General features: G+C 39.1%; 23 protein-coding genes and 2 pseudogenes. 10 read left to right on the forward strand and 15 right to left on the reverse strand.

What is annotated here, in order from left to right; translation table 11 throughout:
- Positions 1-70 precede the first annotated feature (70 nt).
- The gene (gene arfB, locus L656_RS0112195; RefSeq protein ID WP_024599421.1) at positions 71-484 is read right to left on the reverse strand and encodes an alternative ribosome rescue aminoacyl-tRNA hydrolase ArfB; all 414 of its coding nucleotides are present in this window, start codon (positions 482-484) and stop codon (positions 71-73) included.
- Between the two features lie 193 nt (positions 485-677).
- Between arfB and L656_RS0112200 the strand changes: the two genes are divergently transcribed.
- A complete protein-coding gene (locus L656_RS0112200) occupies positions 678-1,250 on the forward strand; it encodes a hypothetical protein (RefSeq protein WP_024599422.1) in 573 nt (190 codons plus the stop codon).
- A gap of 274 nt (positions 1,251-1,524) precedes the next feature.
- Here L656_RS0112200 and katG read toward each other — a convergent pair.
- A pseudogene (gene katG / locus L656_RS01000000122250) lies at positions 1,525-3,677 on the reverse strand (catalase/peroxidase HPI).
- 906 nt (positions 3,678-4,583) lie between these two features.
- Here katG and L656_RS0112210 point away from each other — a divergent pair.
- On the forward strand, positions 4,584-5,474 hold the full coding sequence (locus L656_RS0112210; protein WP_024599423.1) for a tetratricopeptide repeat protein: 891 nt from the start codon (positions 4,584-4,586) through the stop codon (positions 5,472-5,474).
- Positions 5,475-5,842: 368 nt separating this feature from the next.
- Here L656_RS0112210 and deoD read toward each other — a convergent pair whose 3' ends face one another.
- Positions 5,843-6,544 (reverse strand): purine-nucleoside phosphorylase, encoded by a 702-nt coding sequence (gene deoD / locus L656_RS0112215; RefSeq protein WP_024599424.1) that lies wholly within the window; start codon positions 6,542-6,544, stop codon positions 5,843-5,845.
- The gene (locus L656_RS0112220) at positions 6,544-7,776 is read right to left on the reverse strand and encodes a phosphopentomutase (protein ID WP_024599425.1); all 1,233 of its coding nucleotides are present in this window, start codon (positions 7,774-7,776) and stop codon (positions 6,544-6,546) included. Before L656_RS0112220 ends, deoD begins: the two co-directional genes overlap by 1 nt.
- A 192-nt stretch (positions 7,777-7,968) precedes the next feature.
- On the opposite strand from L656_RS0112220, the gene udk reads away from it, so the two are divergent.
- The 3 genes from udk (at position 7,969) to L656_RS0112235 (ending at position 10,862) form a co-directional block, all read left to right on the forward strand.
- Entirely contained in the window at positions 7,969-8,601 is a 633-nt protein-coding gene (gene udk, locus L656_RS0112225; protein ID WP_007583533.1) for a uridine kinase, read from the forward strand.
- Positions 8,602-8,618: 17 nt separating this feature from the next.
- Positions 8,619-9,845, forward strand: coding sequence for a NupC/NupG family nucleoside CNT transporter (locus L656_RS0112230; RefSeq protein WP_024599426.1), 1,227 nt, complete (start codon positions 8,619-8,621; stop codon positions 9,843-9,845).
- A 306-nt stretch (positions 9,846-10,151) separates the two neighbouring features.
- Positions 10,152-10,862, forward strand: coding sequence for a substrate-binding periplasmic protein (locus tag L656_RS0112235; RefSeq protein WP_024599427.1), 711 nt, complete (start codon positions 10,152-10,154; stop codon positions 10,860-10,862).
- A gap of 979 nt (positions 10,863-11,841) precedes the next feature.
- On the opposite strand, the gene L656_RS0112245 is transcribed toward L656_RS0112235, so the two are convergent.
- The 11 genes from L656_RS0112245 to L656_RS0112295 all read right to left on the reverse strand — a co-directional run bounded on the left by L656_RS0112245 (position 11,842) and on the right by L656_RS0112295 (position 20,316).
- Positions 11,842-12,051 (reverse strand): cold-shock protein, encoded by a 210-nt coding sequence (locus tag L656_RS0112245; RefSeq protein ID WP_002959120.1) that lies wholly within the window; start codon positions 12,049-12,051, stop codon positions 11,842-11,844.
- 234 nt (positions 12,052-12,285) lie between these two features.
- A complete protein-coding gene (locus tag L656_RS0112250) occupies positions 12,286-13,002 on the reverse strand; it encodes a hypothetical protein (protein ID WP_024599428.1) in 717 nt (238 codons plus the stop codon).
- The gene (locus L656_RS0112255; protein ID WP_024599429.1) at positions 12,999-13,739 is read right to left on the reverse strand and encodes a hypothetical protein; all 741 of its coding nucleotides are present in this window, start codon (positions 13,737-13,739) and stop codon (positions 12,999-13,001) included. Before L656_RS0112255 ends, L656_RS0112250 begins: the two co-directional genes overlap by 4 nt.
- Positions 13,726-14,079 (reverse strand): cupredoxin domain-containing protein, encoded by a 354-nt coding sequence (locus L656_RS0112260; RefSeq protein WP_024599430.1) that lies wholly within the window; start codon positions 14,077-14,079, stop codon positions 13,726-13,728. Before L656_RS0112260 ends, L656_RS0112255 begins: the two co-directional genes overlap by 14 nt.
- Positions 14,072-15,385, reverse strand: coding sequence for an ATP-binding protein (locus tag L656_RS0112265; protein ID WP_024599431.1), 1,314 nt, complete (start codon positions 15,383-15,385; stop codon positions 14,072-14,074). Before L656_RS0112265 ends, L656_RS0112260 begins: the two co-directional genes overlap by 8 nt.
- 26 nt (positions 15,386-15,411) lie before the next feature.
- The gene (locus tag L656_RS0112270) at positions 15,412-16,071 is read right to left on the reverse strand and encodes a response regulator (protein WP_024599432.1); all 660 of its coding nucleotides are present in this window, start codon (positions 16,069-16,071) and stop codon (positions 15,412-15,414) included.
- 7 nt (positions 16,072-16,078) lie between these two features.
- Entirely contained in the window at positions 16,079-16,726 is a 648-nt protein-coding gene (locus L656_RS0112275) for a tetratricopeptide repeat protein (RefSeq protein ID WP_024599433.1), read from the reverse strand.
- A 21-nt stretch (positions 16,727-16,747) separates the two neighbouring features.
- Positions 16,748-17,518, reverse strand: a complete 771-nt coding sequence (locus L656_RS0112280; protein WP_024599434.1) for an SDR family oxidoreductase — start codon at positions 17,516-17,518, stop codon at positions 16,748-16,750.
- Entirely contained in the window at positions 17,515-18,204 is a 690-nt protein-coding gene (locus tag L656_RS0112285; protein WP_024599435.1) for a TenA family transcriptional regulator, read from the reverse strand. The genes L656_RS0112280 and L656_RS0112285 overlap by 4 nt, the downstream gene beginning before the upstream one ends.
- Positions 18,197-19,666, reverse strand: a complete 1,470-nt coding sequence (locus tag L656_RS0112290) for an AMP-binding protein (RefSeq protein ID WP_024599436.1) — start codon at positions 19,664-19,666, stop codon at positions 18,197-18,199. Before L656_RS0112290 ends, L656_RS0112285 begins: the two co-directional genes overlap by 8 nt.
- Positions 19,663-20,316: a thermostable hemolysin gene (locus L656_RS0112295; protein ID WP_024599437.1), complete on the reverse strand. Its 654-nt coding sequence runs from the start codon at positions 20,314-20,316 to the stop codon at positions 19,663-19,665. Before L656_RS0112295 ends, L656_RS0112290 begins: the two co-directional genes overlap by 4 nt.
- A 265-nt stretch (positions 20,317-20,581) precedes the next feature.
- Between L656_RS0112295 and L656_RS0112300 the strand changes: the two genes are divergently transcribed.
- The 5 genes and pseudogenes from L656_RS0112300 (at position 20,582) to L656_RS01000000122255 (ending at position 24,815) form a co-directional block, all read left to right on the forward strand.
- Positions 20,582-21,205 (forward strand): fused MFS/spermidine synthase, encoded by a 624-nt coding sequence (locus L656_RS0112300; protein WP_024599438.1) that lies wholly within the window; start codon positions 20,582-20,584, stop codon positions 21,203-21,205.
- Positions 21,198-22,082 carry a spermidine synthase gene (locus tag L656_RS0112305; protein ID WP_024599439.1) on the forward strand — a complete coding sequence of 295 codons (885 nt, stop codon included), beginning with the start codon at positions 21,198-21,200 and terminating at the stop codon, positions 22,080-22,082. Before L656_RS0112300 ends, L656_RS0112305 begins: the two co-directional genes overlap by 8 nt.
- Before the next feature lie 133 nt (positions 22,083-22,215).
- The gene (locus tag L656_RS0112310; RefSeq protein WP_024599440.1) at positions 22,216-22,683 is read left to right on the forward strand and encodes a MarR family transcriptional regulator; all 468 of its coding nucleotides are present in this window, start codon (positions 22,216-22,218) and stop codon (positions 22,681-22,683) included.
- A gap of 8 nt (positions 22,684-22,691) precedes the next feature.
- Positions 22,692-23,756, forward strand: a complete 1,065-nt coding sequence (locus L656_RS0112315; protein ID WP_024591513.1) for an HlyD family secretion protein — start codon at positions 22,692-22,694, stop codon at positions 23,754-23,756.
- A 10-nt stretch (positions 23,757-23,766) separates the two neighbouring features.
- Positions 23,767-24,815 (forward strand): annotated as a pseudogene (locus L656_RS01000000122255) (DUF2955 domain-containing protein).
- The last annotated feature ends 21 nt before the right edge of the window (positions 24,816-24,836 follow it).

Here is a 24,836-nt window from a genome sequence, read left to right on the forward strand (position 1 = left end):
GTAGGATGTAAAAATAGCGCCTACATTTAGGCATTAAGTCCCCTCTCTATTTTATTAATACCGTTTAAAACTAAAACTTTATGTTGCCGCGTAGCGCTTTGTTTTGCCCATGTTTAGTTTTTTTATCCATACGTTTGCGCTGTGAATTACGGCTAGGCTTGGTGGCACGACGCGCCTTGTTGACAACGGTAGCACTGAGTATTAAATCTTTTAAACGTTTAAGGGCATCTTCTCGGTTTAGCTCTTGTGTACGGTGGCTTTGCGCTTTAATTATTAAAACGCCTTCTTTGGTGATTCTTGAATCATTTAAGGCAAGCAAGCGTTCTTTGTAGAAGTCAGGTAATTTAGAGCGGTTAATATCAAAGCGTAAATGAATTGCACTTGCCACTTTGTTAACATTTTGACCACCGGCACCTTGCGAACGAATAGCCGTGAGCTCTAGTTCCCATTCATCGATAGTGACAGTATTTGAAATTGTTAACATTGTGTTCAGCTCTATTTGTCAAAAATGCATTATATCATTTGTAACTATATTTGTGCTGAATCAGCTTAAGTTATAGGACTTTAAAGTATTTATACTACTTTATAGCCTAAATCCCCCTAATACTTTAGTTTTGTATTGGCAAGCGCTTACATTTAGTTTTAAATAGCGTTAATTAAACAACAGGAAATGCCCAATGAAAAAAATACTTTTATCACTTAGCTTATTAGCAATGAGTTTTTCAAGCCTTGCAGAAGACATTAGCGAAGGCCAATTACAAAGCTACATGAAAGCATTACCTGCTGTAACTAGCTGGGCAAGCAGCCAAGAGTCGTTAAAAGACTTAGATTTAGCAAGTATGTTAGGTGGTTCTGCAGAGCAAAGCGTTGGCGAACAAAGCTCTTTAGCTAATAGCGCACTAAGCATGATTAAAGAGCAAGACCTGTACAAAAGCTTCGCGGGTGTTACAAACCGTTATGGTTTTACGCCAGAGCAGCTAGTAACGGTAGGTTCTGAAGTATCAATGGCTTATATCGAAAATCTTAAATCGGGCCTTTCTGCTGATAACCAAGAAACGGCAACTAAAGTAATGGGTGGCCTGCAAAGCCTTAAAAGTGCTAAAGATAGTGGCGCTAGCTCGTTAATGGGTTCGTTTGGTAAATCTTCAAGCGCAGCTGCGGAGTCTACGGATTCTTTAGTAAGCGAAAGCAACCTTGAACTTGTGAGCGAATACATGCCACAACTACAAAAGCTTTTTGCACTTCTATAAGTTTTATTGTTTTATACAAAAAGGTGGCTTTTGCCGCCTTTTTTAATGCCTAACTTTTATATGACTTAGATAGATTACGATATTTTGTGAGCAATACTGAGTGGTGCTGTGTGCAAAATTTAATGCAAAAATAGCTTTCTATCACCGCTTATTTAATCTGGGATATGGGTCGTAAGTTGTCAATTTTTATAAAAAGGCAGCTTTGTTTAACGGTATGGCAAATATTAAAAAAGGGGAAGTAATTATTACTCCCCCTTTTTATTTAGCGTACAGATTATTTAAGATCGAACCTGTCTGCGTTCATTACTTTTACCCATGCATTTACAAAGTCATGTACAAAACGCTCTTTGTTGTCGTCTTGTGCATAAAACTCAGCAAGTGCGCGCAATATAGAGTTTGATCCAAATACTAAATCAACGCGTGTTGCCGTCCATTTAGTCGTACCACTTTTACGGTCTACTATATTGTATAAGCCTTTTTGAACCGGCTCCCAACGATTTGACATATCAGTTAAGTTTACAAAGAAGTCGTTGGTTAATAAACCTACGCTATTTGTAAATACGCCATGTTCGCTGCCAGCATAGTTAGTACCTAGTACTCGCATACCACCAATAAGTACCGACATTTCTGGTGCACTTAATCCCATTAACTGGCTACGTTCTAGTAATAACTCTTCAGCTGATACTGTGTAATCTTTTTTCAACCAATTTCTAAAACCATCATGAATTGGTTCTAATACATCAAACGATTCTGCATCAGTCATTTCGTCTGTTGCATCTCCTCGACCTGGTGCAAACGGCACGTTTACATCAACACCCGCTTGTTTTGCAGCTTGTTCTACGGCTGCTGTACCACCTAAAACAATTAAGTCGGCGATGCTAACTGGTTTATTCAAGCCAGCCTGCACTTTTTCAAGCGCACTAAGTACTGATACTAAACGTTCTGGCTCATTACCTTGCCAATCTTTTTGCGGTGCTAAACGAATGCGTGCACCATTTGCGCCGCCACGTTTATCAGAACCACGATAAGTACGTGCGCTATCCCAAGCTGTATTTATTAAATCAGCGGCACTAACACCACAATTTAATAATGTCGTTTTAAGATCGCTAATTTCGTCGTCTGTTAATGTGTAATCAACGGCTGGAATTGGATCTTGCCAAATTAAGTCTTCACTTGGTACGTCGGCGCCTAAGTAACATGATTTAGGGCCTAAGTCGCGGTGAGTCAGTTTAAACCATGCTCGCGCAAACACATCTGAAAAGTATTCAAAGTCGTTATTAAAACGTTCAATGATTTTGCGATATTCAGGATCCACTTTCATGGCCATATCAGCATCAGTCATCATTGGCTTTAAGCGAATTGATGGATCTTCTACATCAACAGGTTTGTCTTCTTCTTTAATATTAATAGGCTCCCACTGATGAGCGCCTGCTGGGCTTTTAGTCAGTTCCCATTCGTAGTTTAGAAGTAAGTAACAGTAACCGTTATCCCATGTGGTTGGGTGTGTAGTCCACGCACCTTCAAGACCTGAAGTAACAGTATCGCGGCCAATACCGCGTGTTGTTGTATTATTCCAGCCAAGACCTTGCTCGTGTACGTCTGCAGCTTCTGGTTCTGGGCCTAAGTTTTCAGCTTTACCGTTACCATGTGTTTTACCTACAGTATGGCCGCCCACAGTTAATGCTGCGGTCTCTTCGTCATCCATTGCCATGCGGGCAAAGGTTTCGCGAACTTGAGCCGCTGTTTTAAGCGGATCGGGTATACCGTTAACACCTTCTGGATTTACATAAATTAAGCCCATTTGTACTGCTGCTAATGGGTTTTCCATCGTATCTGGTTTATCTACACTTTCGTAACGGCCGTCACTTGGCGCTAACCATTCTTTTTCAGCTCCCCAGTAAACGTCTTTTTCAGGGTGCCAAATATCTTCTCGGCCACCGGCAAAACCAAAGGTTTTTAAACCCATTGATTCGTATGCCATGTTGCCCGCTAAAATAATTAAGTCGGCCCATGAAAGCTTGTTACCGTATTTTTTCTTTATTGGCCACAGTAAACGGCGCGCTTTGTCGAGGTTACCGTTATCTGGCCATGAGTTAAGTGGTGCAAAACGTTGATTACCTGTGCCACCGCCCCCTCTACCATCGGCTAAACGGTAAGAACCCGCTGAATGCCATGCTAGNAATCGGCTGGCCACCAATCTTGGCTATCGGTCATTAAGCTTTTTACATCTGTTTTTAGCGCGTCAAGATCGATTGATTTAAATGCTTCAGCGTAATTAAAGTCGCTATTGTATGGATTTGATTTGGTGTCGTGCTGATGAAGAATGTCTAAGTTTAGGGCATTTGGCCACCAATCAGTATTGGGATTAGACGTTTTAGTATTACTGCCGTGCATGACCGGACATTGGCCTGCTTTAGGGTTGCTCATTCTGGAATCCTTATAATGGAAAAGTAAAATACTTAATCAATCAGTATTGTTGCTTATGTATTTATAACTTTTTAAAAAGTAACGGTTATTTTTATTTAATCGGCTTACTTATTATTTAGTGTGCCTGCCTAAACACTTACGTATCCTTAATATAGGCGCATAAATTATGCTACGCCAGCCTCAACATACTATTTAAAACGATTGCTCCAATTTATATTTTTGATTGGTCTTTTGCTAATGATGTATTTAACAATAGCTTTGTAATTACGTTTTAAATAATAGTAAAAATAAATCTGATGACGCTCGTCTAAGGTATTACGTAAGATAAAATACAAAATTAGTAAACTAACCTTAACCTTTTTACTAGACCTGTGATCGAATTGAAAAATTTCGGCGTAATGGTATGTGAAGGGTTTGAAAGTGGCTTTAATTTATTTAAAGCGCACATTGGAATACCCCCCTTCACCATGAAATTGTAGTTATATAGTTATAATTATAAAGGTGCATTACTTAAGCCCAATGCACCTTTACTTTATAAACCGAATACTTAAAGTATTCTTATATTTTTAACTAATTGAATTGAATTAAGTATTTGTTCAGAAAGGTTCAGTTAGTATGAAGTTGTTCTCCTGTGAATCCCTACGACATATTGTTGTTTTAAGCAGTTTTTGCCAGCTCATATTGAGCTGGCTTTTTTTTGCCTATTTTTCCTAAAACCACTTAAGTATTAGCAAAATGCTCATGCTTTATCCTGTTATTCCTAAGCTCACTAGGCTAAAAAATTCTTACAACTATTGCTCCTATCTAAATTAGGTTAATTTTAATCCTGAAAAGTCAACGCGCCCTAGTGCCATTCAGCCCTGCATGTTAAAGTTATTACAGTAATTAATTTAATTAGGCGTACCAATGCGTTATTACCTATCTACATTTTTTGTTTGTTTAACTTTGTTTTCGGGCATAGTAAATTCTGCTGAAAAACAACCTGCCTCACCTACAGCACAACAAGAGCAACAAGCCCTTCAACAACTTAAAGAGCCTATGTATAAACCGCTAATGGAGCGCTACATACTCGACGAGCTAAAAGCGGTTAGGCAAGATCAACAAAAACTCCGTGAAGATGTAACTAAACAGGTAACCCATGCTCAGCTTGATACTGCTGACCGCGCATTAACGTACACTACCGATACTATTAATAATGTATTTTTTATAATTACCGCTACGGCTTCTATTTTGGTCTTAGTGGGTTGGAACTCGTTGCGCGATGTTAAAAACAAAGTAGAAGACATTGTAAATACACGTGTGAGTGTAATTACAGACGAGTATGAAGACCGATTAAAAATTCTTGAAGAAAAACTACGTGTACGCTCAGAAGAAATACTCAGCAACCAAGAGCGCATATCGGTGACTAACGAAGTTCATTCGCTGTGGATGCGCGCCAACCTAGAAAGTGATTTTGCTAATAAGATTGAAATTTTTGACGAAATACTTAATCGCAAACCAGAAGATGTTGAAGCCATTGCTTATAAAGCCGATGCATTACTAGAAATTAATGAAACAGCACAAGCCATTGAGCTGTGTAATCAAGCTATTGATATAGATAGCGATTACGGTTATGCCTATTGGCAACGCGCATGTGCTTATGCACTAACACATAAGCATGCTGATGCCTTAGCCGACATTAAAATGGCACTTGAATACTCTCCAAACTTACGTAATGAGCTATTACATGAGAGCGCATTTGCAAGCCTACATGACAACGACAGCTTTAATACGATAGTAGCTGGTGAGATTGTTTAAGCACTCAGTATTTGGCCTGTATGATTAGGCGCAACACCATAAAAAAGGGCTTTGGCCCTTTTTTTGTTTTTAAAGGTTAAGTTTGTTGTGTAATTAAGTAATTAGAAGCTGCGCTTCTCGCGCGAGCAAGCTCTGCGCCTACGTGGAAAACTTAACGCGGTGGTTAAAATTCACTTGTAGACGCGCTGCTTGCAGGCGTTTAAAAACATAGTTTTAGATGGCTGGATTAAGTAATTAGAAGCTGCTGCTCATTTTCTTCAGGCATAAAAAAAGCCGCATAAAATGCGGCTTTGGAGGTTTAGTCTCACTTCACTTTGGGCGTGTCTCCAAAACTTAGTGAATACGTTACCAAGGAACTGTTTTATTGATTAGATAGACTCTAATGCAATTTTAACCATTTCATTAAACGTACTTTGACGCTCATCAGCAGGTGTTGCTTCGCCAGTGATTACGTGGTCACTTACTGTAAATAATGCCATTGCGTTTGCGCCGTATTCAGCTGCAACGCCATATAAACCGGCTGTTTCCATATCTACTGCTAGCATGCCTAACTTGTCTAAGTCTTTATAGAACGAGTCATCTGCTTGATAGAATGTGTCGGTTGTAAATACGTTACCTACTTTTGCTTTAATGCCTAGCTCTTTAGCAGCGTTTACGCCGTTTAAAAGTAGGTCAAAGTTAGCAATAGCAGCAAAATCGTAGCCACGTACGCGTGCACGGTTTACGTTTGAATCTGTGCTTGCACCTTGTGCAAAAATTACGTCACGAATTTTGATATCTGTGCCAATACCGCCACACGTACCAATACGTATAATATTTTTAACGCCAAAGCTTACAATTAGCTCACGTGCATAAATAGACATTGATGGAATGCCCATGCCTGAACCCATGATACTTACTGGCTTACCTTTGTAAGTGCCAGTGAAACCGTACATGTTACGAACGCCGGTAACTTGTACTGCATCATCTAAAAAGTTTTCAGCAATATATTGCGCACGTAGCGGATCGCCTGGCATTAATACTGTTTCGGCGAAATCACCAACGTTTGCACTGATATGCGGAGTACTCATTAATTGTTTTCCTTTTTATTTGGCGTTTTTAGCTCATTTAAAAAGCTGTCGCCGTAATCAAGCGCAGATAAGCTAAACCACTGTGCCAGTGTTTGGCCTATATCTGCAAAGCTATTGCGTTCACCTAATGGTGTGTTACTCATACCTGCTTGGTATGCAATAACAGGTACGTATTCACGAGTGTGCTCAGAACCTGGAAAGGTTGGGTCACAGCCATGATCTGCAGTGATCATTAATACGTCATCTGCTTTTAACTGATTTAGTATAGTTGGTAAATAGTCATCAAATTCTTTTAATGCTTTTGCGTATCCTACCGGATTACGACGATGACCAAATTTTTCATCAAAATCAACTAGGTTAGTAAAGATTAAGCTACGATCTGGCGCGCTTTCCATTACTTCGCTGGTTTTTTCTAGCAAGTTCATAAGCCCAGGTGCTTTGTGCTTTTGGGTTATGCCCTGATGCGCGTAAATATCTGAAATTTTACCAATACTAATTACTTCGCCGCCGTCTTTTGCTAGCACATCTAGCAATGTTGGTGCTGGCGGAAGTACTGAATAGTCACGACGATTACCCGTTCGGGCAAAGTCTTGGCTATTTGAACCCAAAAATGGCCGCGCAATCACTCGTCCTATATTCATTTCATCAAGTAGCGCCCGTGCGATTTCGCAAACTTGATAAAGCTTCTCTAGGCCGAATGACTCTTCATGCGCGGCTATTTGAAACACGCTATCAGCTGAGGTGTAACAGATTGGTTTACCTGTTTTTACGTGCTCTTCACCTAGCTGTTCTAAAATGGTAGTTCCTGATGCATGGCAATTGCCTAAAATGCCAGGAATACCTGTACGAGCTATAAACTCGTCTATAAATTCTTGTGGGAAACTTGGCTGTGTTTTTGGGAAATATCCCCAATCAAATAACACTGGTACGCCTGCCATTTCCCAATGACCAGATGGCGTGTCTTTTCCGCTAGAGATTTCTTTAGCGTAACCCCATGCACCTTCTGGTGCTTGGCGGTTTGAAATTAAACACGGTTCGCCACCGGCAGCTTCACATGCGTCTACTAATCCTAATTTAGATAAATTAGGAAGCGACAGTGCACTGCCTGTTTCGTCGTAATATGCTTTTAGTAAGTGAGCGAATGTATTAGCCCCAAGATCGCCGAATTTATCTGCATCTGGTGCTGCACCGATTCCTAGGCTATCTGCCATTAAAATAATTGCTCTTGCCATTTTGACCTCACTTTGATTCTAGGTGGTTACTTTATCCGCTGATCGAATTTTCCGTACAGGACAAAAGTCCTGTTTCATAAAACCTAAACATTATAAATTTGCACTCTTGAGCGAAGCAAAAGAGATTAATCGTGTCTTTTTTGCTATTGTGATCTACCAACAATATATCTTTCTGTGTGGATGAGAACTTTAGTGACACGAACTACTATTATAGCTATTGCAGGCGCGTCTGCGTCGGGCAAATCTCTTTTTAGCCAAACTATATACAATGAATTGGTTAATGAGCTTGAACCAGGCGCTATCGCCATTATTGAAGAAGATGCTTATTACAAGGATCAGTCGCATTTGCCTATGGCTCATCGTACGCAAACAAATTACGACCATCCAGATGCATTTGAACACGCGTTGATGCTTGAGCATTTAACACAACTTCGTTGTGGTAACTCAGTAGAAGTACCAACGTATGATTATGCACAGCATACGCGTAGTGCAACCACACGCCGAGTGCCTGCTGCTAAAATACTGATTGTTGAAGGTATTTTACTATTGAGTGACAAAGCGCTTAATAAAGAATTTGATATTAAGGTGTTTATAGATACACCTTTAGATATTTGTTTAATGCGTCGTATGCAACGTGATATGGAGCAACGAGGCAGAACATTACAATCTGTTGTTGAGCAGTATCAAGCAACTGTTAGACCGATGTTTTATCAATTTATTGAGCCTTCGAAGCATAACGCTGATTTAGTTGTGACTCGAGGCGGCATGAACCGCGTTGCGATTGATATAATAAAAAGTAAAATTAAATATTTACTACAAGAATAACAACGGGAAACATTTGTATGACAACATTTATGAGCTTAGTGGGCATGTGTGTGCTACTAAGCATTGCCTTTGCTGCGTCAACTAATCGCAAGGCAATTAATTTAAGAACCGTTGGTATAGCGTTTGCGATGCAAGTTGTTATTGGCGGTTTTGTTCTGTTTTTCGAAGCAGGAAAAAATGTGTTAACGAGTATGTCATCAGCCGTTTCGTCGGTTATTGGTTATGCTAATGATGGTATTGGGTTTTTATTTGGTCCACTTGCCTCACAAGACACATTAGGTTTTATTTTTGCAATTCAAGTTTTGCCCGTTATCGTGTTTTTCTCAGCACTTGTTGCTGTGTTATATCACCTTGGCATTATGGATTGGATAATTAGGATTTTAGGCGGCGGTTTACAAAAATTATTGAAAACCTCTCGCACAGAATCGCTTTCAGCAACGGCAAATATTTTTGTAGGCCAAACTGAAGCTCCGTTAATAGTTAAGCCATTTATAGCAACAATGACCAAGTCGGAATTGTTTGCAGTGATGGTAGGTGGCTTAGCCACTGTAGCAGGCTCTGTAATGGCTGGTTACGTAATTATTGGCGTAGATCTTAAGTATCTTATTGCGGCGAGCTTTATGGCTGCACCAGGTGGTTTTTTAATGGCCAAGATGATTGTGCCAGAAACTGAAACTCCTAAAGATAACTTAGCTGATTTAGATTTAGATGACGAAGATAAACCTGTAAATGTAATTGATGCAGCAGCATCAGGTGCAGCAAACGGTATGCATTTAGCACTTAATGTAGGTGCAATGTTACTTGCTTTTGTAGCGCTAATTGCACTATTAAACGGTTTATTAGGCGGTATTGGCGGGTGGTTTGATTACCCGACATTAACGCTTCAAGAAATATTAGGTTATGTATTTGCTCCAGTTGCATGGTTACTAGGTGTGCCATGGGACGAAGCGATTATAGCCGGCAGCTTTATTGGTCAAAAGATAGTAGTAAACGAGTTTGTTGCTTACTTAGACTTTATAAATTATCGCGATACGTTAAGTGCGCACACACAAGCAATTGTTACTTTTGCTTTATGTGGCTTTGCTAACTTATCATCGATAGCCATTTTACTAGGTGGGTTAGGCGGTATGGCGCCTAGCAGGCGGAAGGATATCGCACGCTTAGGGCTCAGAGCAGTGTTAGCAGGATCTATGGCTAACCTTATGAGCGCAGCAATTGCTGGGTTTTTCCTCTCGCTAGCTTAGAAACTTATTGAGATGAACACCGGTGTTGCAAAACAAGAGGATAGCGCTTTAAGGGGTTAAAGCTCTATCTGACTTGAACGATACTTCACCAAGGGCCGCAAGGCCCTTTTATCGTTTTAGAGCATAGTTTTTTAGCTTCAATTACTTCAGACCTCAAGCCGTTTACCTATCTAGCCTCCTTTATAGTTGTACATAACTCAAATAAACCAATATCTTAGTAACAAGTTCACATAAATAATTTTTGTATTTTTCATATTTTCAGCCACACTTATATTACTTAAGCTAACCGAATGACGATTCGCTATTGTGAAATATATTCTTTATTCCCTTCTTTTTACTTGTTCCGTGTATATTCAAGCAAAGGAAACTCTGCTTGTTGTGACTGAGTTAGCGCCACCAAACCAAGTATTAATTAATGGCGAAGTTGCAGGTGAAGGTACTCAATTTATTAGGGATATATTTGCTGAGGCTGATCTCACACCTAACATTCAAATGTATCCTTGGGCACGTGCTTATAAAATTGCAGATGAATTAAAAAATACCTTTATATACAGCCTTGCACGCACTGTAGAGCGAGAAAATAAATTTTATTGGATTGGACCAGTTGGACGGTTTGAGCTGGGCTTTATCGGCCTATCAGAGCGAAATGATCTTATTATAAATAATACTGAACAAGCAAAAGTGTATAAAATTGCAATGCAACGCAATGACTTTTCAACACAAACCCTCACGAAACTTGGATTTGAAGCTGTTTTAACCTCTGACATTCAAAAATCATACTCTTTACTATTAGCTAAAAAAGTAGATTTAATTGTAGACGATCCATTATATATGCAGCAGATGAGCGACTATCTAAAGCTCAAACCAGCACACTTAAGGTTTATTTATAAAATAGATGAGCTAACAATTGATGCTTATTTAGCTGCGAATAAAAAAACAGATATGCGTTTAGTTGAAGCACTACAAGCTGCATTTTTAAAAGTAAAAAAAGATAAAGGGCTACCTTACGAAAGGTAAATTAATAATAGTGGGGTATTTATAAGCAGCAAAGTCACCTTTCGTTTTTAACTTTTTATACTCATTGTTAAATCGCTTTATAATAGGTTTAGGTACCGATTATTAAATGCTATGTAATTACCAGCAAACTCAGGATGGAGTGATTTTTGCACTTCACTACGTCAGTTGCTTTATATCCAAAGAGCTCTAGCTATACTTTATTGTAACTTTTGAACTTGAAATTAGATCTATCTTTCTTTTTGAAAACAAATCCATAAATTGTTTTTCGTCTCCAAAAATCAGTAAATTTTCATCCGTTTTAAAGCCAATTTTATTTACTAATAACTCATATGTATCACCTCTTACAATTTTAAAAAAAACTGCTTTGCATATTTTGGATTATTTATACTAATACCAATAAATAGAGGTTCACGTTCGGTGTTTTTAGCAATTAGAACAAGACCTAAGTGAGGGTCTTTTTGAACTAATACCAATCTGCTTATGTATGGGGTCTATTTAACGTTAAGGAAATTACGCTAGAACTAGGCAAAAATTTTTGTATCTAGTTGTTCTCAATAAAAAATTTTTAACGACGTTATAGTGCAATTTAATTCGTTAAATTGATCAAAGATTTATGCAGGTTGGTATAAATTATAAGCATGCTCCCAAAGAAGCAATTTAAACACGCTGGTTATAGCAATAGCTGTGCAAATATCTTTTACAATAGCGAGAGTAATACCAACAAGCTGATCTTTGTCGTTTTAAAATTATAAGGGAGAAATGTTCGGTATAAATTACAAGCTTAAACTCACTTGCATTAGCGCAATGGCTTAGAAGAATGACTTAGAAGAATAGAAAAACAAATATTAGATGGGGCTTAATAATAGCAATATCATTTAGCTAATTTACATTGGTAATGGGCGTTGTTTGGTTTGAGTCAAATTTCAGACACAAAAAAAGCGCCTTAAGCGCTTTTTTTCATTTTACTTAAAAAGTAAAATTATACAGCTGTGATGTTATCAGCTTGTGGACCTTTTTGACCTTGTGAAAGAGTAAACTCTACACGTTGGCCTTCAGCTAAAGTTTTGAAACCTTCGCTTTTGATTGCTGAGAAATGTGCGAAAACGTCTGGGCCATTTTCTTGCTCGATGAAACCAAAACCTTTAGACTCGTTAAACCACTTAACTGTACCTGATACGATGTTAGACATTGTAATATCCTGAAATAAAAATAAAAATATGCTCATAAGAGCGGGTGTAGCAAAAAATGAGATGGTACTTTAAAAACTTCAGGACGGAACTACAAGTATTACTTATATCGAAATGGAGATTTATAGCTTACATGCTTTCTTTCTAGCTGCGGCCCACTATATAGAGTTTAAATAATATGTCAAGTACCTATCTATAATCAGAATGATAACAACCAAAACAGCTTTTATTTATTATTAAAATTCAAATTCTAATGCGAGCCTAAAACTATGGTTTTTTTCTGATTGGCTTATCTCAGTGATGAAACCTGCTTCCCACTTTAATTGCTTTTGCCCATCAAAGCGCTGTAAACCTATAAAACCAGGCCCTATACCAACAAAGTCTTCACCTACGTAAACCTCTATAGAAGGCTGAAAAGCAGAACGATAGCGATAGCGATACTGTGCTCTAAACTCGCTTTCCCATTCATTTTTAATGTCTTGCCCCCACTCATAAACCAAAAAAGCGTTTAGTGTAAGGCTCGTTTTTCCAAATTCTTTTTCGATCACAAAACCCGAAGTTGCTTCATACACATCTTCATTATGTTTTTTTTCAAGCTCAAATAATGCCCCCCAATCAGCCCATAATTTACCTTGCTCAATTAATTGCCAACGTAGCTCAAGCTCATAAGCTTCTAAACCAAAGTCGCCGTTATCGTCTCGCTCACCAACTATGTAACCTTCTAGTGCCATTGTATCGTTAAGAGCACCACCGCCACCCAAACGCTGCGCTAGTATGTTGCCACTATCTGTTTGGTGCGACACTAATCGCCACTCAAACTCACGCTCAAAAGGCAAAACATAGGGATGGTATACCTTATCAACAACAATACCATCGGCCTTTGCTTGGATTGAGAATACCAACAAACAAAGAGCGGTAAAACTAAGCGCTAAATATAGGTTAAGTGCTTTCATACACGTTCCTTAGTTATTGAAGCTGGAATAACGTAACAAAGTAATAAAAATAATACGCTGCTTGTACTATATATAAGTACACTCATTAAATCAGGAGTGGCCTCGTAACCAACCAGAGCACGCAGTACGCGGCCTAGCTCAGAGTTTTCGCTTAACAAATTACGTAAATCCCACACTGTTGAGGTGTTTGTAATTAAATCTATTTGACTTGCCAAATCCAGTGCAACTAATAACTTAGCCGCGCTGTTAAAAGCAAGCAAAGTAAAAAGCGGATACATACCAAAGCGGTACTTAATTGCATTCATTAAAAAGTACAGCAATACGCTAAAACTTAAACAAATCCCAACACCTAATAAAGTGCCAATAAATAAGCTTTGCCCTGCATCATTATTTTGCCAAAAACTGGTGAGGTAAATAATATAGTGGCTTAAATACAATGCTACTGTACTGATAACTGCGATATAAAATGCCGCTGATATTTGCTTTAGTGCAAATACCAATACAGCAATAAATATAGCGATACATAGCCCTATTTGTGAGTACTCTAACCCTTGGTGTTCAAACCATTGGCTCACCCATGATGCACTTTGCATGTACAAAAACGACATTACCGCGCCAATTAATAAAGCAGACCCTATTTGCAAAGAGCTCTGTTTTTTAACTACTTGTAGTAGCACTAATAAAATAGCCACCGGTAGTAATTGATTAAGGCTCATGACTAAACTAGTTATTAGCATGCTGCGCCCCTTCATCGCTAACTATTACAACGCCCCTTGCTGTATTGGGCGAAAACTCACCAAAAAACTCGTAATGCCCTTTACTTAGCGGCCCTATATAAATAATGCTTTTACGATTTGGGTAGAGTACTTTTTCTCTGTTTAGATCAAAGCTATCAAACTCTTCTGGTGTGCTGTCTTGGTTTTCTATCAATAGTTTTACTTTTTTGTTTGCGGGAATAATTATTTGCGAGGGGTAAAACAAATGATCTTTTAAAATAATAAGATACTCTTTACTCGCCGCGTTAAACGACAAAAATAGCAAACAACAAAGGCAGTGATTAAATAAACGTTTAGTCACTTTTTACTCCTGTAAAAGTAACCTTAACGGTTAGTCCGCCTAAAGAGCTATTCGCTAAATGAATACTTGCGCCATAAATAGCAATTATGTGTTGGACAATCGCCATACCTAAACCCGCACCTTGCTCGCCTGATGGATGTTGATCGCCACCCACGCGATAAAAGCGATTGAATATTCGCTCTTTTTGCTCTTCAGTCATGCCCGCACCAGAATCATCAATTTGCCAACTAAAGCTGTTATTATTTGATGCTAGTTTAATTATTATTTGACCCTTATTCGGTGTGTATTTTATGGCATTGCTAAGTAAATTAGCGATGAGTGTGGTTAATGTAAACTCATCACCATTAATTACAAAATCGTCACCTTCAAGACTAATAGTTTGGTTTTTTTCATCTATTTTGTCGTATTGCTCCGATACGACTTGCTGAGTAATCGCTAGCAATGACTGTTCACTAAACTGCTTTTGCCATTGCTCAGGCTGAGTGCGCCCTAAAATTAGCATTTGTTCAACAATATTACTTAAGCGATTAATGCCTTGTGACATGGCTTGTAATTCTTGATGGTTTTGCGAGCTACTTTGTTTATTAGCTAAATTATGTACATTAATTTTTAAGCTACTGAGCGGAGTACGTAATTCGTGAGCTGCATCTGAGGCAAAAAAACGCTCTCGTAAGTAAGCGGTTTCTACTCGTTTAAATAAATCGTTTAAACGATTAATAACCGGTTTAATTTCTTCGTCGGTTACCTGCCAGTTAATTGGCGTAAAGTCGTTTGCTTGGCGAGTAGCCAGCTGCTTAGATAATCGAGTAAGAGGGGCTAATGCGTATTTAACAAAAAAGCTAATAAAAATAGCAAGCAGAGGGACAGCCCATAGCATAGGTAACATTGCAGATAAAATAACGGCTTCAGCTAATTCAAACCGCTTTGCCATAGGCTCAGCAACGATGACTTTACGGGTATTTTTTCTCATCACAAACACTCGCATACGCTGCCCTGCTACATTGGCAGTTTGAAAGCCCTCGCTAAAACTAATTTGGTTATTCTTTAAACTCGATGAGCCACTAAGTAAACTATTATTTTGCCAAATTTGATACAACAACTGAACACTATTATTGCTTACTTGTACTGCATTTGTGCTTAGTGCTAATGGTTGCTCAATTAAAACGCCAGCCACTATTTTAAGTTCATTATCAAGCAAGTTTTCGCCGTGGAGCATGCTTTTTTGATAGCCTTTTACTAATGCTAAAAAACAAGTAAGCACCATCATTGAAAGTAAAATTAAGGTCAGACGTTTACGAATAGACATTTTCAACCTCGAAAGATAAACACACTCTAACGCTTACCAACCACGTAGCCAATGCCACGTAAGGTTTTAATAAAATCGCTAGGGAACTTTTTACGAAGATGATGAATATGCACCTCTATGGCATTAGAGCCGACTTCTTCACCCCATTGGTAAAGTTTGTTTTCGAGTTGTTGTTTTGATTGCACCCTTCCCTGATTTTCCATCAGCGCTTTTAAAAGCATGTATTCTTTTCGTGGTAGTGTAAGTGATTGCCCACTTAGTGCAACTGTATGAGCAGAGGTATCCATTACTACATCACCACAGCGCAATAAGCTTGATTGTGTTTGGTTAATGCGCCGGCTTGCTACACGTAATCGAGCAAATAACTCAGCAGGATCAAACGGCTTTGCAAGGTAATCGTCTGCTCCCATATCTAGCCCTTGGACTTTGTCATCAATACTGCCGCGAGCAGTTAAAATAACCACCGGAATAACTTTTTTTTGTGCTTTAATATGCTTTAAAACTTGCGAGCCGTCGCCATCAGGTAATCCTAAATCGAGAATAACAAGCTCAATCTCACCACTAGAAAGGCACTCTAAGGCGTGCTTAACTGTGCCACTATGCTCTACGCTGTAGCCCTCTTGACGCAAAGAGCGAATAAGCCCTTGCGCCACTAAATGATCGTCCTCAACGAGTAATAAATGCATTATGTGTTTATCTTTTTAGTTTTTTATCTACTTTTGCCAATAGCTGACTTATTGCTTGTTGGCGATACTCATCTGCTTTTGCACGAGTATCACGAATGCCCGCTACTTGTGCTACAAGTAGTCGTGCTTTAGCTTGTTTATAATCGCCTTCGTCATACAAATATTCACCGTATAAGTAATTAGTATCAATGCCTTCGAGATTAAAAGCGAGGGCTTGTTTAAATAATTTTTCAGCTTTGTCGTCATCACCAAAACCAATTGGCCAACCAGGTACTTTGCTATAAAGCGTTGCAAGGCTTGCGTAAGCTGAGCCATTTAATGCTGTACCATCAATTGAGAGTGCATTTTCAAGTGACGCTTTAGCTTCTTTTGCTAAACCAAGTGCGCCCAAGCCACCTTTTGCGCCTGCAAAGCTGGCTAACACAATGCCATTCCAAATGTGTGGTTGTGCCGAGCCTGGATAGTTTTTAACAAATAACGCGCTTTGCTCACTTAGTTGTGTAAACGCATCTATTTGCGCATCATCTTCAAGTTCGTAGTTAGCAATTGCCCACTTTTGTTGAATAGAGGTTAAGTCTTGTGTTTCATCTGCGTTTACTGCAGTTGTAAATACAGTTGTTAGTATTAGAGATAATGCTAGGGTAAATTTATACATAATTTTGTCCTCGTGTGTTTGTTAACTTAAAAAGCGTTTAATTTTAGGAAGTTGTTTTGCAATAGCGTTATCAACAACGCTTGGGAATGCGCCATTAATACGTGCAAATAATTTCTCAGGAAAACCAATAAAACGCCTTGTTTGATTCGAATTTATAAGTGCTAATAACTCTTGAGCAACTAATTCTGGCGAGTCCATTTTATTACCGAGCTCTTTATTCATTGCCCGCGCTTTACTGCTATTAATAGATGTATCTGTCGCTCTTGGTGCTAAATAGGTCACTTTAACACCTGAGCCGTTAAGCTCACGCGAGAGCGCCTCTGTAAAACCACGTAAACCAAATTTACTGGCGCAATAAAGTGTTTGAAACGGGTAACCAATACTGCCAAACGATGATCCCACGTTAACAATGGTGCCTTTGGTATACGCTAACTGCCCTAAAAATAGCTGGCATAATTTAATAGGCACCGACAAATTAGTAGTAAGCATATTATCTATTTGCTCATTACTTGTGTGCTCAAGGCTTTGCATTGTATTTATACCGGCATTATTAATAAGCAATTTAACGCCGCCGAGTTGCTTGGCTTTTATTGCTAGGTTAATGCGTGTTGTATCGTCGGTTAAGTCGCCCGTAAATATTTCACTGTCTGGGCATTCACGGCTCAGTTTTTCAAGGTCTTGCGTATTACGTCCTACAAGCAGTAACTTCCACCCTTTTGCATATAGGGCTTTAGCAATCGCTTGCCCTATTCCGCCGGTTGCGCCAGTTAGCACACATAAAGCGCTACTCATGCCAATTTGCCTTGTGCGCTTGCTTTAAAAAATGGTTCGTCATCGAGCCCACGAAATATATCGCCGTATAAACGATAAAAGCGCTTTGCACCATGAAGTATGGCTTGTTGATCCGCCTCATTTGTTATTTGGTTCATTAGGTTTTCAAAAAACTTTACATGCTCTATATCAAGTGCGCCGTGAGAGGTTAAATAACTAAATGCTTTTTTAGATAAGCCCACAGCACTTGCAATATTTGAAGCCGCGCCATCAGCAAGCGCTATAGAAGTGCCTTCAAGCACATGTACCATGCCAAAAAAGCTCAATGGGTTTTTACGTGCAATGGAATCGTACGCATACGACACCATCATTTCCGTAGCGTATTGCGGCTGACTACACCTTACTGTTTCTTTGTCAAAACCACAGGCTGCAATATCATTAAGTACCCACTCTTGATGGCCAATCTCTTCTTCAATGTATTCTGCGACGGCTTCGCGCAACCATTCTTGTTCGTCGGTTAATCGTGCACCAACCGACATCATTAATGGCACAGTGTGCTTAACATGGTGATACGCTTGCGCTAAAAACGAGGCGTATTCTTCAAGTGATGCTTCGCCTTTAAAAACACGCTGGATAATCGGCGCTGCAAGCAGGTAGTTTTGCTCTTGTTTAGTTTGCTCTTTAAGGGTGTTAAAAAAATCACTCATTAATTACTTCTCCAAGTCGGTAAAATTGCTCAAACACAGCATGGTACTGCTTACTTATGGCATCTCGTTTTGGGCGATTATTTGTTGTTAATAATCCTTGTTGCACACTTAATGGGGCGGTTAAACGATGCCACTTTTGAATTCGTGCATAGTCGGGTAGTTGTTTATTAATTTCGTTAATGTATTGAGCTAACACTGGGTCACTTAGCTTTGTATCGGCGTAAATAATGGCACTGAGAAAAGGTCGCCCCTCACCAAACACAACCGCTTGTAAAATACCGCTTTGACTTAGTAATAGTGATTCAGGCCACTCGGCACTGATGTTGCGACCCATGCTGGTAATAATTAGGTTTTTTAGGCGGCCTTTAATAAATAAGGTATTTTGATGCTGCTCGACCAGATCACCGGTTGCGTACCACTGGTTTTTGTCGTGTGGCTGATGGTTTAAGTAACCTAAAAACAAATCGCCTTTTATAAAAAGCTGGCCATTTTCAATTTTGGTTTGAATATGAGGTAACACAGAACCTGCACTTTGGAGGTTATCGTTTGTGGGCGAATTTAAACTAACTACAGATGCCGCCTCAGAAAGCCCATAACCTTGGTACACCGGTAAGTTTAAGCCACGCGCTTTAACTATTAGCATTTCGCTGACACGCGCACCACCTACTGCAATAAACTGTACCGAACTAGGCAGTTGCCACCCTTGTTCAGCAAAAGCAACTAAGCATGCTAATAGTTCAGGCACTAAAATAAGCGTATTTGGCTTAACTTTATCAATAGCAGCTATAAGCTGTGCGGGCTGTTTTAATGCAGTTCCAACAAAGCCTAATTCATTTAGCGGTATTAAATGCACTGTACCGCTACTTTTTAAAGGGGCATACACGCCGGCTATATTTTCAAGCAATACAGCAAGCGGCAATAAACACAAATGAACAGGCTTTTTAATATTAATTTTATCGCAAAGCGATTGCGCAACCTGCATTTGGCTTTTTGCAGATAAACACACGCCTTTTGGTTGCCCAGTCGATCCTGATGTAAACGTTACTTTTTGAGTTTCTGGAAAATAACTGACGGGTTTAGCTACAACGATTTCGTAAATATATAATGTGTAAAACTCAAATAAAGTAATTGATGCCGTCGGCTCCCCGAGTAAAGGGTTTAGTGTGTCGCTCATAAATAAATGTGCGCCGCATTGCGCTAGTACATATTGAGTTTGTTGTTCACTAAAAAAGTGAGCAATTGGCACAGCCACTTTATTAGAAACCGCAGTAGCGGCATCAATAACAAGCCAAGCTGGCGTATTATCGAGCTTATAAGCGACACATTTGCCGTTAAAGCTTTGTAGAATTTTTACTACTTTTTGTATTTGCTGGTTAAACTCATCACTGTTAATTTCAAGTGTTTGCTCTTTATTATGCGCAATAATTAATGGCGATACTGAATGTGTATTATAGTAATTCATACATTCACCAATGCATTTACCAAAGAATTGATATTTGAGTGGTTTTGCTGCATCAAACTATAAAGCATTGGGGTATTTAGTACTTGTTGGTGAGCTTGCTCTAGGCTCACAATGCATACTGTTGGTTGGTTGGCGTAATAGCTGCCCCACTTTAATGGGTTCTCAACTACAAAACTGCTAGCAAGTGCAATTTCAGTACACGTAACACCAAGTAAGCGCAATAAAGCACGCACTTTACTGGTTGCACAAAACACTAAATGTTTTGCGCCCACACTTTGCAGAGCTTCGTTAACAATAATAAAATGTGCAAGTGTTGCCCTTCGATTTGTAGAGCAAAGATTACCAAGTTCAAAAATTTTATTACGAGAAATACTCTCATCTAAAAAATCTTCAACGGGTGATGCTAAATATTGCTCAATAAACAATGGCGAAGTTGCTTGCCTTAGCCCTAAGGTGCATTTTCCTTGCTCGGTAACGTATTGGCAAAGTAGTGGCATAAACGAAGTAAGCTTAGCGTTATACGCAACTAAAAAACCTTCTTTTACTGTATTTTCGAGATTTTTTCGATGCACATCATCAATACGAGCACTAATAAACTGACAGTTATTTTGTGTTAAACCTAATGATGTAGAACTGTGGGCTAATTGCATAAGCTCGCTCATTTAAACCTGTTTATATTTCAGGGTTTAAATTTAACGAGTGAAACTTAAAGAAAACTTAAGAAAAAATTAATTTAAATAAAAAAGCGTCTTAAGTGTTAAATCGCGAGGGCGTGTTAAATAGATCAACACGCCCTAACTAACAAATCGTTATAACAAAACTTCTTTTTAATTAAACTTAGGTCAACAGGCTCTAGCAGCTTTGTATGCATCACGTTAGTATAGTGTTCTACTTAAGTTACATAACGATAATTATATGAGCATAAAAACAAACGCGTTAATTTACTTTTTAGCCTTTTGCAGTGGCTTTTGCATTATGGGGATTGAGCTTTTAGGAGGGCGAATTTTAGCGCCTTTTTTTGGCAGTAGCGTACATATTTGGGGCAGTATAATTACTGTATTTATGCTTAGCCTTTCTTTTGGGTATTTACTCGGTGGTAAGCTCAGTACTAAAAATGCATCGCTTACTAAATATGGGCTAATATTTTTAGTCGCGAGTATTATGGTGGTGCCTATTACACTGTTTTCGCAGCCAATAATGGAGTTTATTTTTACCCATATCGAAGATAGCCGCTACGGCTCACTGTTAGCGACAACTGCTTTATTTTTTATACCTACCGTTATTTTAGGCATGATTTCGCCTTACTCTGTACGTTTACTGGTAACCGATAGCGACAAAAGCGGGCAAGTAGCAGGGCGTTTATATTTTGTAAGTACGCTTGGTAGCGCTTTAGGTACCATTATTACCTCTTTTTACTTTGTACTCGCGTTTGACGTAAATACAATTATTAGCGCCTTTGCTTTAACGCTTGGCTCACTTGGCGTACTAGCTATTGTTATTAATAGCTTGGCAGGTAATAAGGAGTTGGCTCATGCTTAAATATCTATTGTTAGCTACGAGCATCTTTTCGGGTGTAGCAATGAGCGAGGTCATTCATGAAGAACGCTCGCTTTATCGCAATATTATTGTTGAAGAAACGAGCGACTTACGTTGCCTTAAATTTAATACTAAAAGTAGCCAAACAAGCCAAAGTTGCATGTATAAAAGCAATCCCGACAAACTTGTTTTTAATTACACAAAATTGACTTTTGCTAGTTTATTAGTAGCTGACAGCCCTAAAAATGTACTTATTATAGGGTTAGGTGGCGGTACGCTTTCTAACGTTATTCATGAGCTATACCCCACTGCAAAAATTCATAATGTTGAAATAGATCCTGCAGTAACTAAAGTTGCACGCGATTACTTTAACTTTATAGAAAACGACTTAGTGACATCAAGCGTGCAAGATGGCCGCATTTTTATAAAGCGCGCCGCAATTAAAAAACAAAAGTACGATTGGATTATTTTAGATGCATTTAACGGCGACTACATTCCGGAGCACTTACTTACTAAAGAGTTTTTTGAAGAAGTACAAAGCGTATTAGGCGATGGCGGTGTTATTGCCGCAAATACGTTTTCAAGTAGTAAACTTTATGAGCATGAGTCGGCAACTTACCACGCTGTATTTGGCGACTTTATAAATGTAAGCCGCGAAAATCGTAGTAACCGTATTATTTTAGCGGGACTTAAATCAATACCGAGCGAAGCGCAAATTAACACGCGTGTAAATGCTCTCGCCCCTAAATTAGTCAAATACGGTATAGACATAAAAGCGATTAGCCAATTTATGCACTTTACAAAAGACGGCCAAGATTGGCCTGCCGATACAAAAGTACTTACCGATCAATACTCCCCCGCTAATTTACTTAACTTTTAAAACCTCCCTAAACCTCACCATTTTTAAAGGTGAGGTTTAGCAAATATTTTGCCACTTCCCTCTCCTACATATATTTACTTAGCAAGCTAAGTAATGATAAAATAGTTAGCTTGCTAACTATGTTGGGATGGCTATGCCTACACACAAACCTTTTCACGAAACGCTCGATTTAACAGTTATCGGTAATATGGGCCGAGTTCATCGCTTATGTCGCGAAGCGGTAACCATTGCTGTTGAGCCTTTAGGGCTTACTCAGTCGCGCTGGACTGCACTAATGCATATAAATATGCGTGGTGAGGGATTAACACAACTTGAACTTGCTAATAGCTTAGGAATAGAAATGCCTTCACTGACTCGTACGCTTAAGCAATTAGAGGAGCAATCGTTAATCGTTCGCCGTGTAGACAAACATGATAAGCGCAGTAAAAGACTCTATTTTACTGAGCAAAGTGATGCCATTTTACATTCATTGCAAGAGACCATTTCCGATATAAAAAATCAGTTATACAGCGGTTTATCTGTTGAGCAGCTCGATGCGATTGCATTTGGTTTGATCAAAATAGAGCAAAACGCCCTTAAATGTATTCAAGTTAATAAGTAAGGCTAAAAATGACACCGGATCAAAAGTTTGCACGCTATGTAAGGTTCTCTCTCATAGGGTTTATCTTAGTATTTATTTACTATTTAGTGGCCGATATGGTTTTGCCTGTGACACCACAGGCACGTGTATACCACCCTGTTGTGCAAATATCACCGCAAATTAGTGGCCGAGTCACTAGTGTGCAAGTTAATAATAACCAATCAGTTAAAGCGGGCGATATATTATTTAGTATCGATGAAGGCCCATATAATTTAGCCAAAGAGCAAGCTCAACTCGCGCTTGATGATGCCAAATTACAAAACAAGCGTCTTGATACCAATGTTAAAGCCCTTGAGGCACAAATAAGTGCTGCAAATGCTAAACAGCATGAGCAAAAACTATTAAAAAGCAGAGGCGAAAAACTCTATACTCAAAAATCTATATCTGAGCAAGAACTTGAAAGCATTCGTGCTAATTTTGAAGCCAGTAAAGCAAATGTTGCAGCCCTTGAAGCACAGTTAGCTGAAGCGGTTTTAGCTAGAGGTGACTCAGGTAATAAAAACTTAGCTATGCGCCACGCTGCTAATCAGTTAGCGCAGGCTGAACTAAATTTATCCTACACGCAAGTGCGCGCATTAAGTGACGGCGTAGTTGCTAACTTACAACTATTAGACGGCGCGTACGCAGTTGCAGGTAGCCCGTTATTAGCTATTGTCGCTAAAAAAGCCGATTTAGTTGCCGACTTTAGAGAAAAGTCACTCTCAAATATGAAGCAAGGCACTCAAGCGCGCGTAGTATTTGATAGCCGCCCAGGTGAAGTTTACGACGCAATACTTGAAACATTTGAAGCAGGTGTTAGCAACGGCCAACTTAGTGCAAATGGTTTACTAAGTACAACAGAAACCAGCAATCGTTGGGTACGCGATGCACAGCGTCAACGCATTCATTTAAAGCTCGTAAATCATCAAGACTTAATAGCAAACATGCCAAGCGGGTCACGTGCAACAGTACAATTATTGCCCGAATCGACAATTGGGCAATGGTTTGGATCTGCACAAATTAGGTTTATTAGCTGGTTACACTACATCTATTAATGGAGACTTTATGACTCAAATTGTTAGCCAAGGGCCACAATTAGACTCTAATGGCCTTCGCCAAGCACTACGCATTGCAGGTGGATGTACCCTTGGATTTACTATTAGTAAATTAATGAACTGGCCTAATGGTATATTTTTTACCGTTTATCCTATGTTGTTACTTGGCATGGTGCCTACTTTAAGCCGTGGGCTTATAAATCAATTTATAGCATCTGCTGCATTTAGCGCGCTTATCGTGCTGATAATGCAGGGATTGTTTTCTCACTTGCCAGTCGTTATGGCATTGTTAGTGTTTGGTGTTTTCTGCTTTTTATTTCACCAAATGAGTAGCGGTAGTGCCTTTTTATTTGGCGCTTTAGGCGTTGTTAGCCTTTCTATTCAGCTACATTTTTCCAGCTATGTTGGTCAGGGAAGTAGTATTTACCCGCTAATTTTAACTAATGGGTTGGCTATTCTTTTAACCGTCGTTATCGCTGCATTAATGCATGGCCTATTTCCTGATGTAACCGCAAGGCCCACACGAGTAATGCCAGCTAAAGCAAAAGAGAGTATTCGCCATGAGGTATTGTTATGCTCAAGCGTGGCTACGCTCTCTTTTGTGGTTTTTCAGGTTCTTGATTTACAAGACTCAATATCTGCGCAAGCAGCTTCTGTACTCATTTTATTTTCATTGTGCTGGAAAGCCGCCGGNTGGCTGGTTGGCAACGGGCAATAGGAACACTTATAGGGTGCAATGCAGCGCTACTATCGCAGGTGTTTTTGTATAGTCACTCTGACTTTTTACTTTTTCCGATAGCTATTTTATGGATACTTTCGTTTATTTTTGCGCGTTTTCATATTTTAGGCGGAGGCATACCGGGTATTGGTTTTGGTGTGCTGACTACATTTGGTATTTTATTTGGGAACTCACTCGGGCCAGGACAAGACTTAATTTATAGTGCGCTGTATCGGTTTAGTTCAGTATCTGTGGCTATAATATTAAGTCTGTGCGCCGTATATGTTATGCATCATATACTTAATCGGTTTAGTGTAACTCGCCATCATACTTTTGATTAGGTAAATCTTGTTTTGTAAAGC

Source organism: Pseudoalteromonas sp. TAE56, from assembly GCF_000497955.1.
Taxonomy (GTDB): Bacteria; Pseudomonadota; Gammaproteobacteria; order Enterobacterales; family Alteromonadaceae; genus Pseudoalteromonas.

What these genes read in the sequence shown, in the direction of transcription:
- arfB (WP_024599421.1), bottom strand. Translation starts at nt 484, where the DNA reads ATGTTAACAATTTCAAATACTGTCACTATCGATGAATGGGAACTAGAG.
- L656_RS0112275 (WP_024599433.1), bottom strand. Translation starts at nt 16,726, where the DNA reads ATGTATAAATTTACCCTAGCATTATCTCTAATACTAACAACTGTATTT.
- L656_RS0112280 (WP_024599434.1), bottom strand. Translation starts at nt 17,518, where the DNA reads ATGAGTAGCGCTTTATGTGTGCTAACTGGCGCAACCGGCGGAATAGGG.
- L656_RS0112300 (WP_024599438.1), top strand. Translation starts at nt 20,582, where the DNA reads ATGAGCATAAAAACAAACGCGTTAATTTACTTTTTAGCCTTTTGCAGT.
- L656_RS0112295 (WP_024599437.1), bottom strand. Translation starts at nt 20,316, where the DNA reads ATGCAATTAGCCCACAGTTCTACATCATTAGGTTTAACACAAAATAAC.
- L656_RS0112265 (WP_024599431.1), bottom strand. Translation starts at nt 15,385, where the DNA reads ATGTCTATTCGTAAACGTCTGACCTTAATTTTACTTTCAATGATGGTG.
- L656_RS0112305 (WP_024599439.1), top strand. Translation starts at nt 21,198, where the DNA reads ATGCTTAAATATCTATTGTTAGCTACGAGCATCTTTTCGGGTGTAGCA.
- L656_RS0112270 (WP_024599432.1), bottom strand. Translation starts at nt 16,071, where the DNA reads ATGCATTTATTACTCGTTGAGGACGATCATTTAGTGGCGCAAGGGCTT.
- L656_RS0112220 (WP_024599425.1), bottom strand. Translation starts at nt 7,776, where the DNA reads ATGGCAAGAGCAATTATTTTAATGGCAGATAGCCTAGGAATCGGTGCA.
- L656_RS0112200 (WP_024599422.1), top strand. Translation starts at nt 678, where the DNA reads ATGAAAAAAATACTTTTATCACTTAGCTTATTAGCAATGAGTTTTTCA.
- L656_RS0112290 (WP_024599436.1), bottom strand. Translation starts at nt 19,666, where the DNA reads ATGAATTACTATAATACACATTCAGTATCGCCATTAATTATTGCGCAT.
- L656_RS0112255 (WP_024599429.1), bottom strand. Translation starts at nt 13,739, where the DNA reads ATGCTAATAACTAGTTTAGTCATGAGCCTTAATCAATTACTACCGGTG.
- L656_RS0112250 (WP_024599428.1), bottom strand. Translation starts at nt 13,002, where the DNA reads ATGAAAGCACTTAACCTATATTTAGCGCTTAGTTTTACCGCTCTTTGT.
- L656_RS0112310 (WP_024599440.1), top strand. Translation starts at nt 22,216, where the DNA reads ATGCCTACACACAAACCTTTTCACGAAACGCTCGATTTAACAGTTATC.
- L656_RS0112245 (WP_002959120.1), bottom strand. Translation starts at nt 12,051, where the DNA reads ATGTCTAACATCGTATCAGGTACAGTTAAGTGGTTTAACGAGTCTAAA.
- L656_RS0112285 (WP_024599435.1), bottom strand. Translation starts at nt 18,204, where the DNA reads ATGAGTGATTTTTTTAACACCCTTAAAGAGCAAACTAAACAAGAGCAA.
- L656_RS0112230 (WP_024599426.1), top strand. Translation starts at nt 8,619, where the DNA reads ATGACAACATTTATGAGCTTAGTGGGCATGTGTGTGCTACTAAGCATT.
- L656_RS0112315 (WP_024591513.1), top strand. Translation starts at nt 22,692, where the DNA reads ATGACACCGGATCAAAAGTTTGCACGCTATGTAAGGTTCTCTCTCATA.
- deoD (WP_024599424.1), bottom strand. Translation starts at nt 6,544, where the DNA reads ATGAGTACTCCGCATATCAGTGCAAACGTTGGTGATTTCGCCGAAACA.
- L656_RS0112210 (WP_024599423.1), top strand. Translation starts at nt 4,584, where the DNA reads ATGCGTTATTACCTATCTACATTTTTTGTTTGTTTAACTTTGTTTTCG.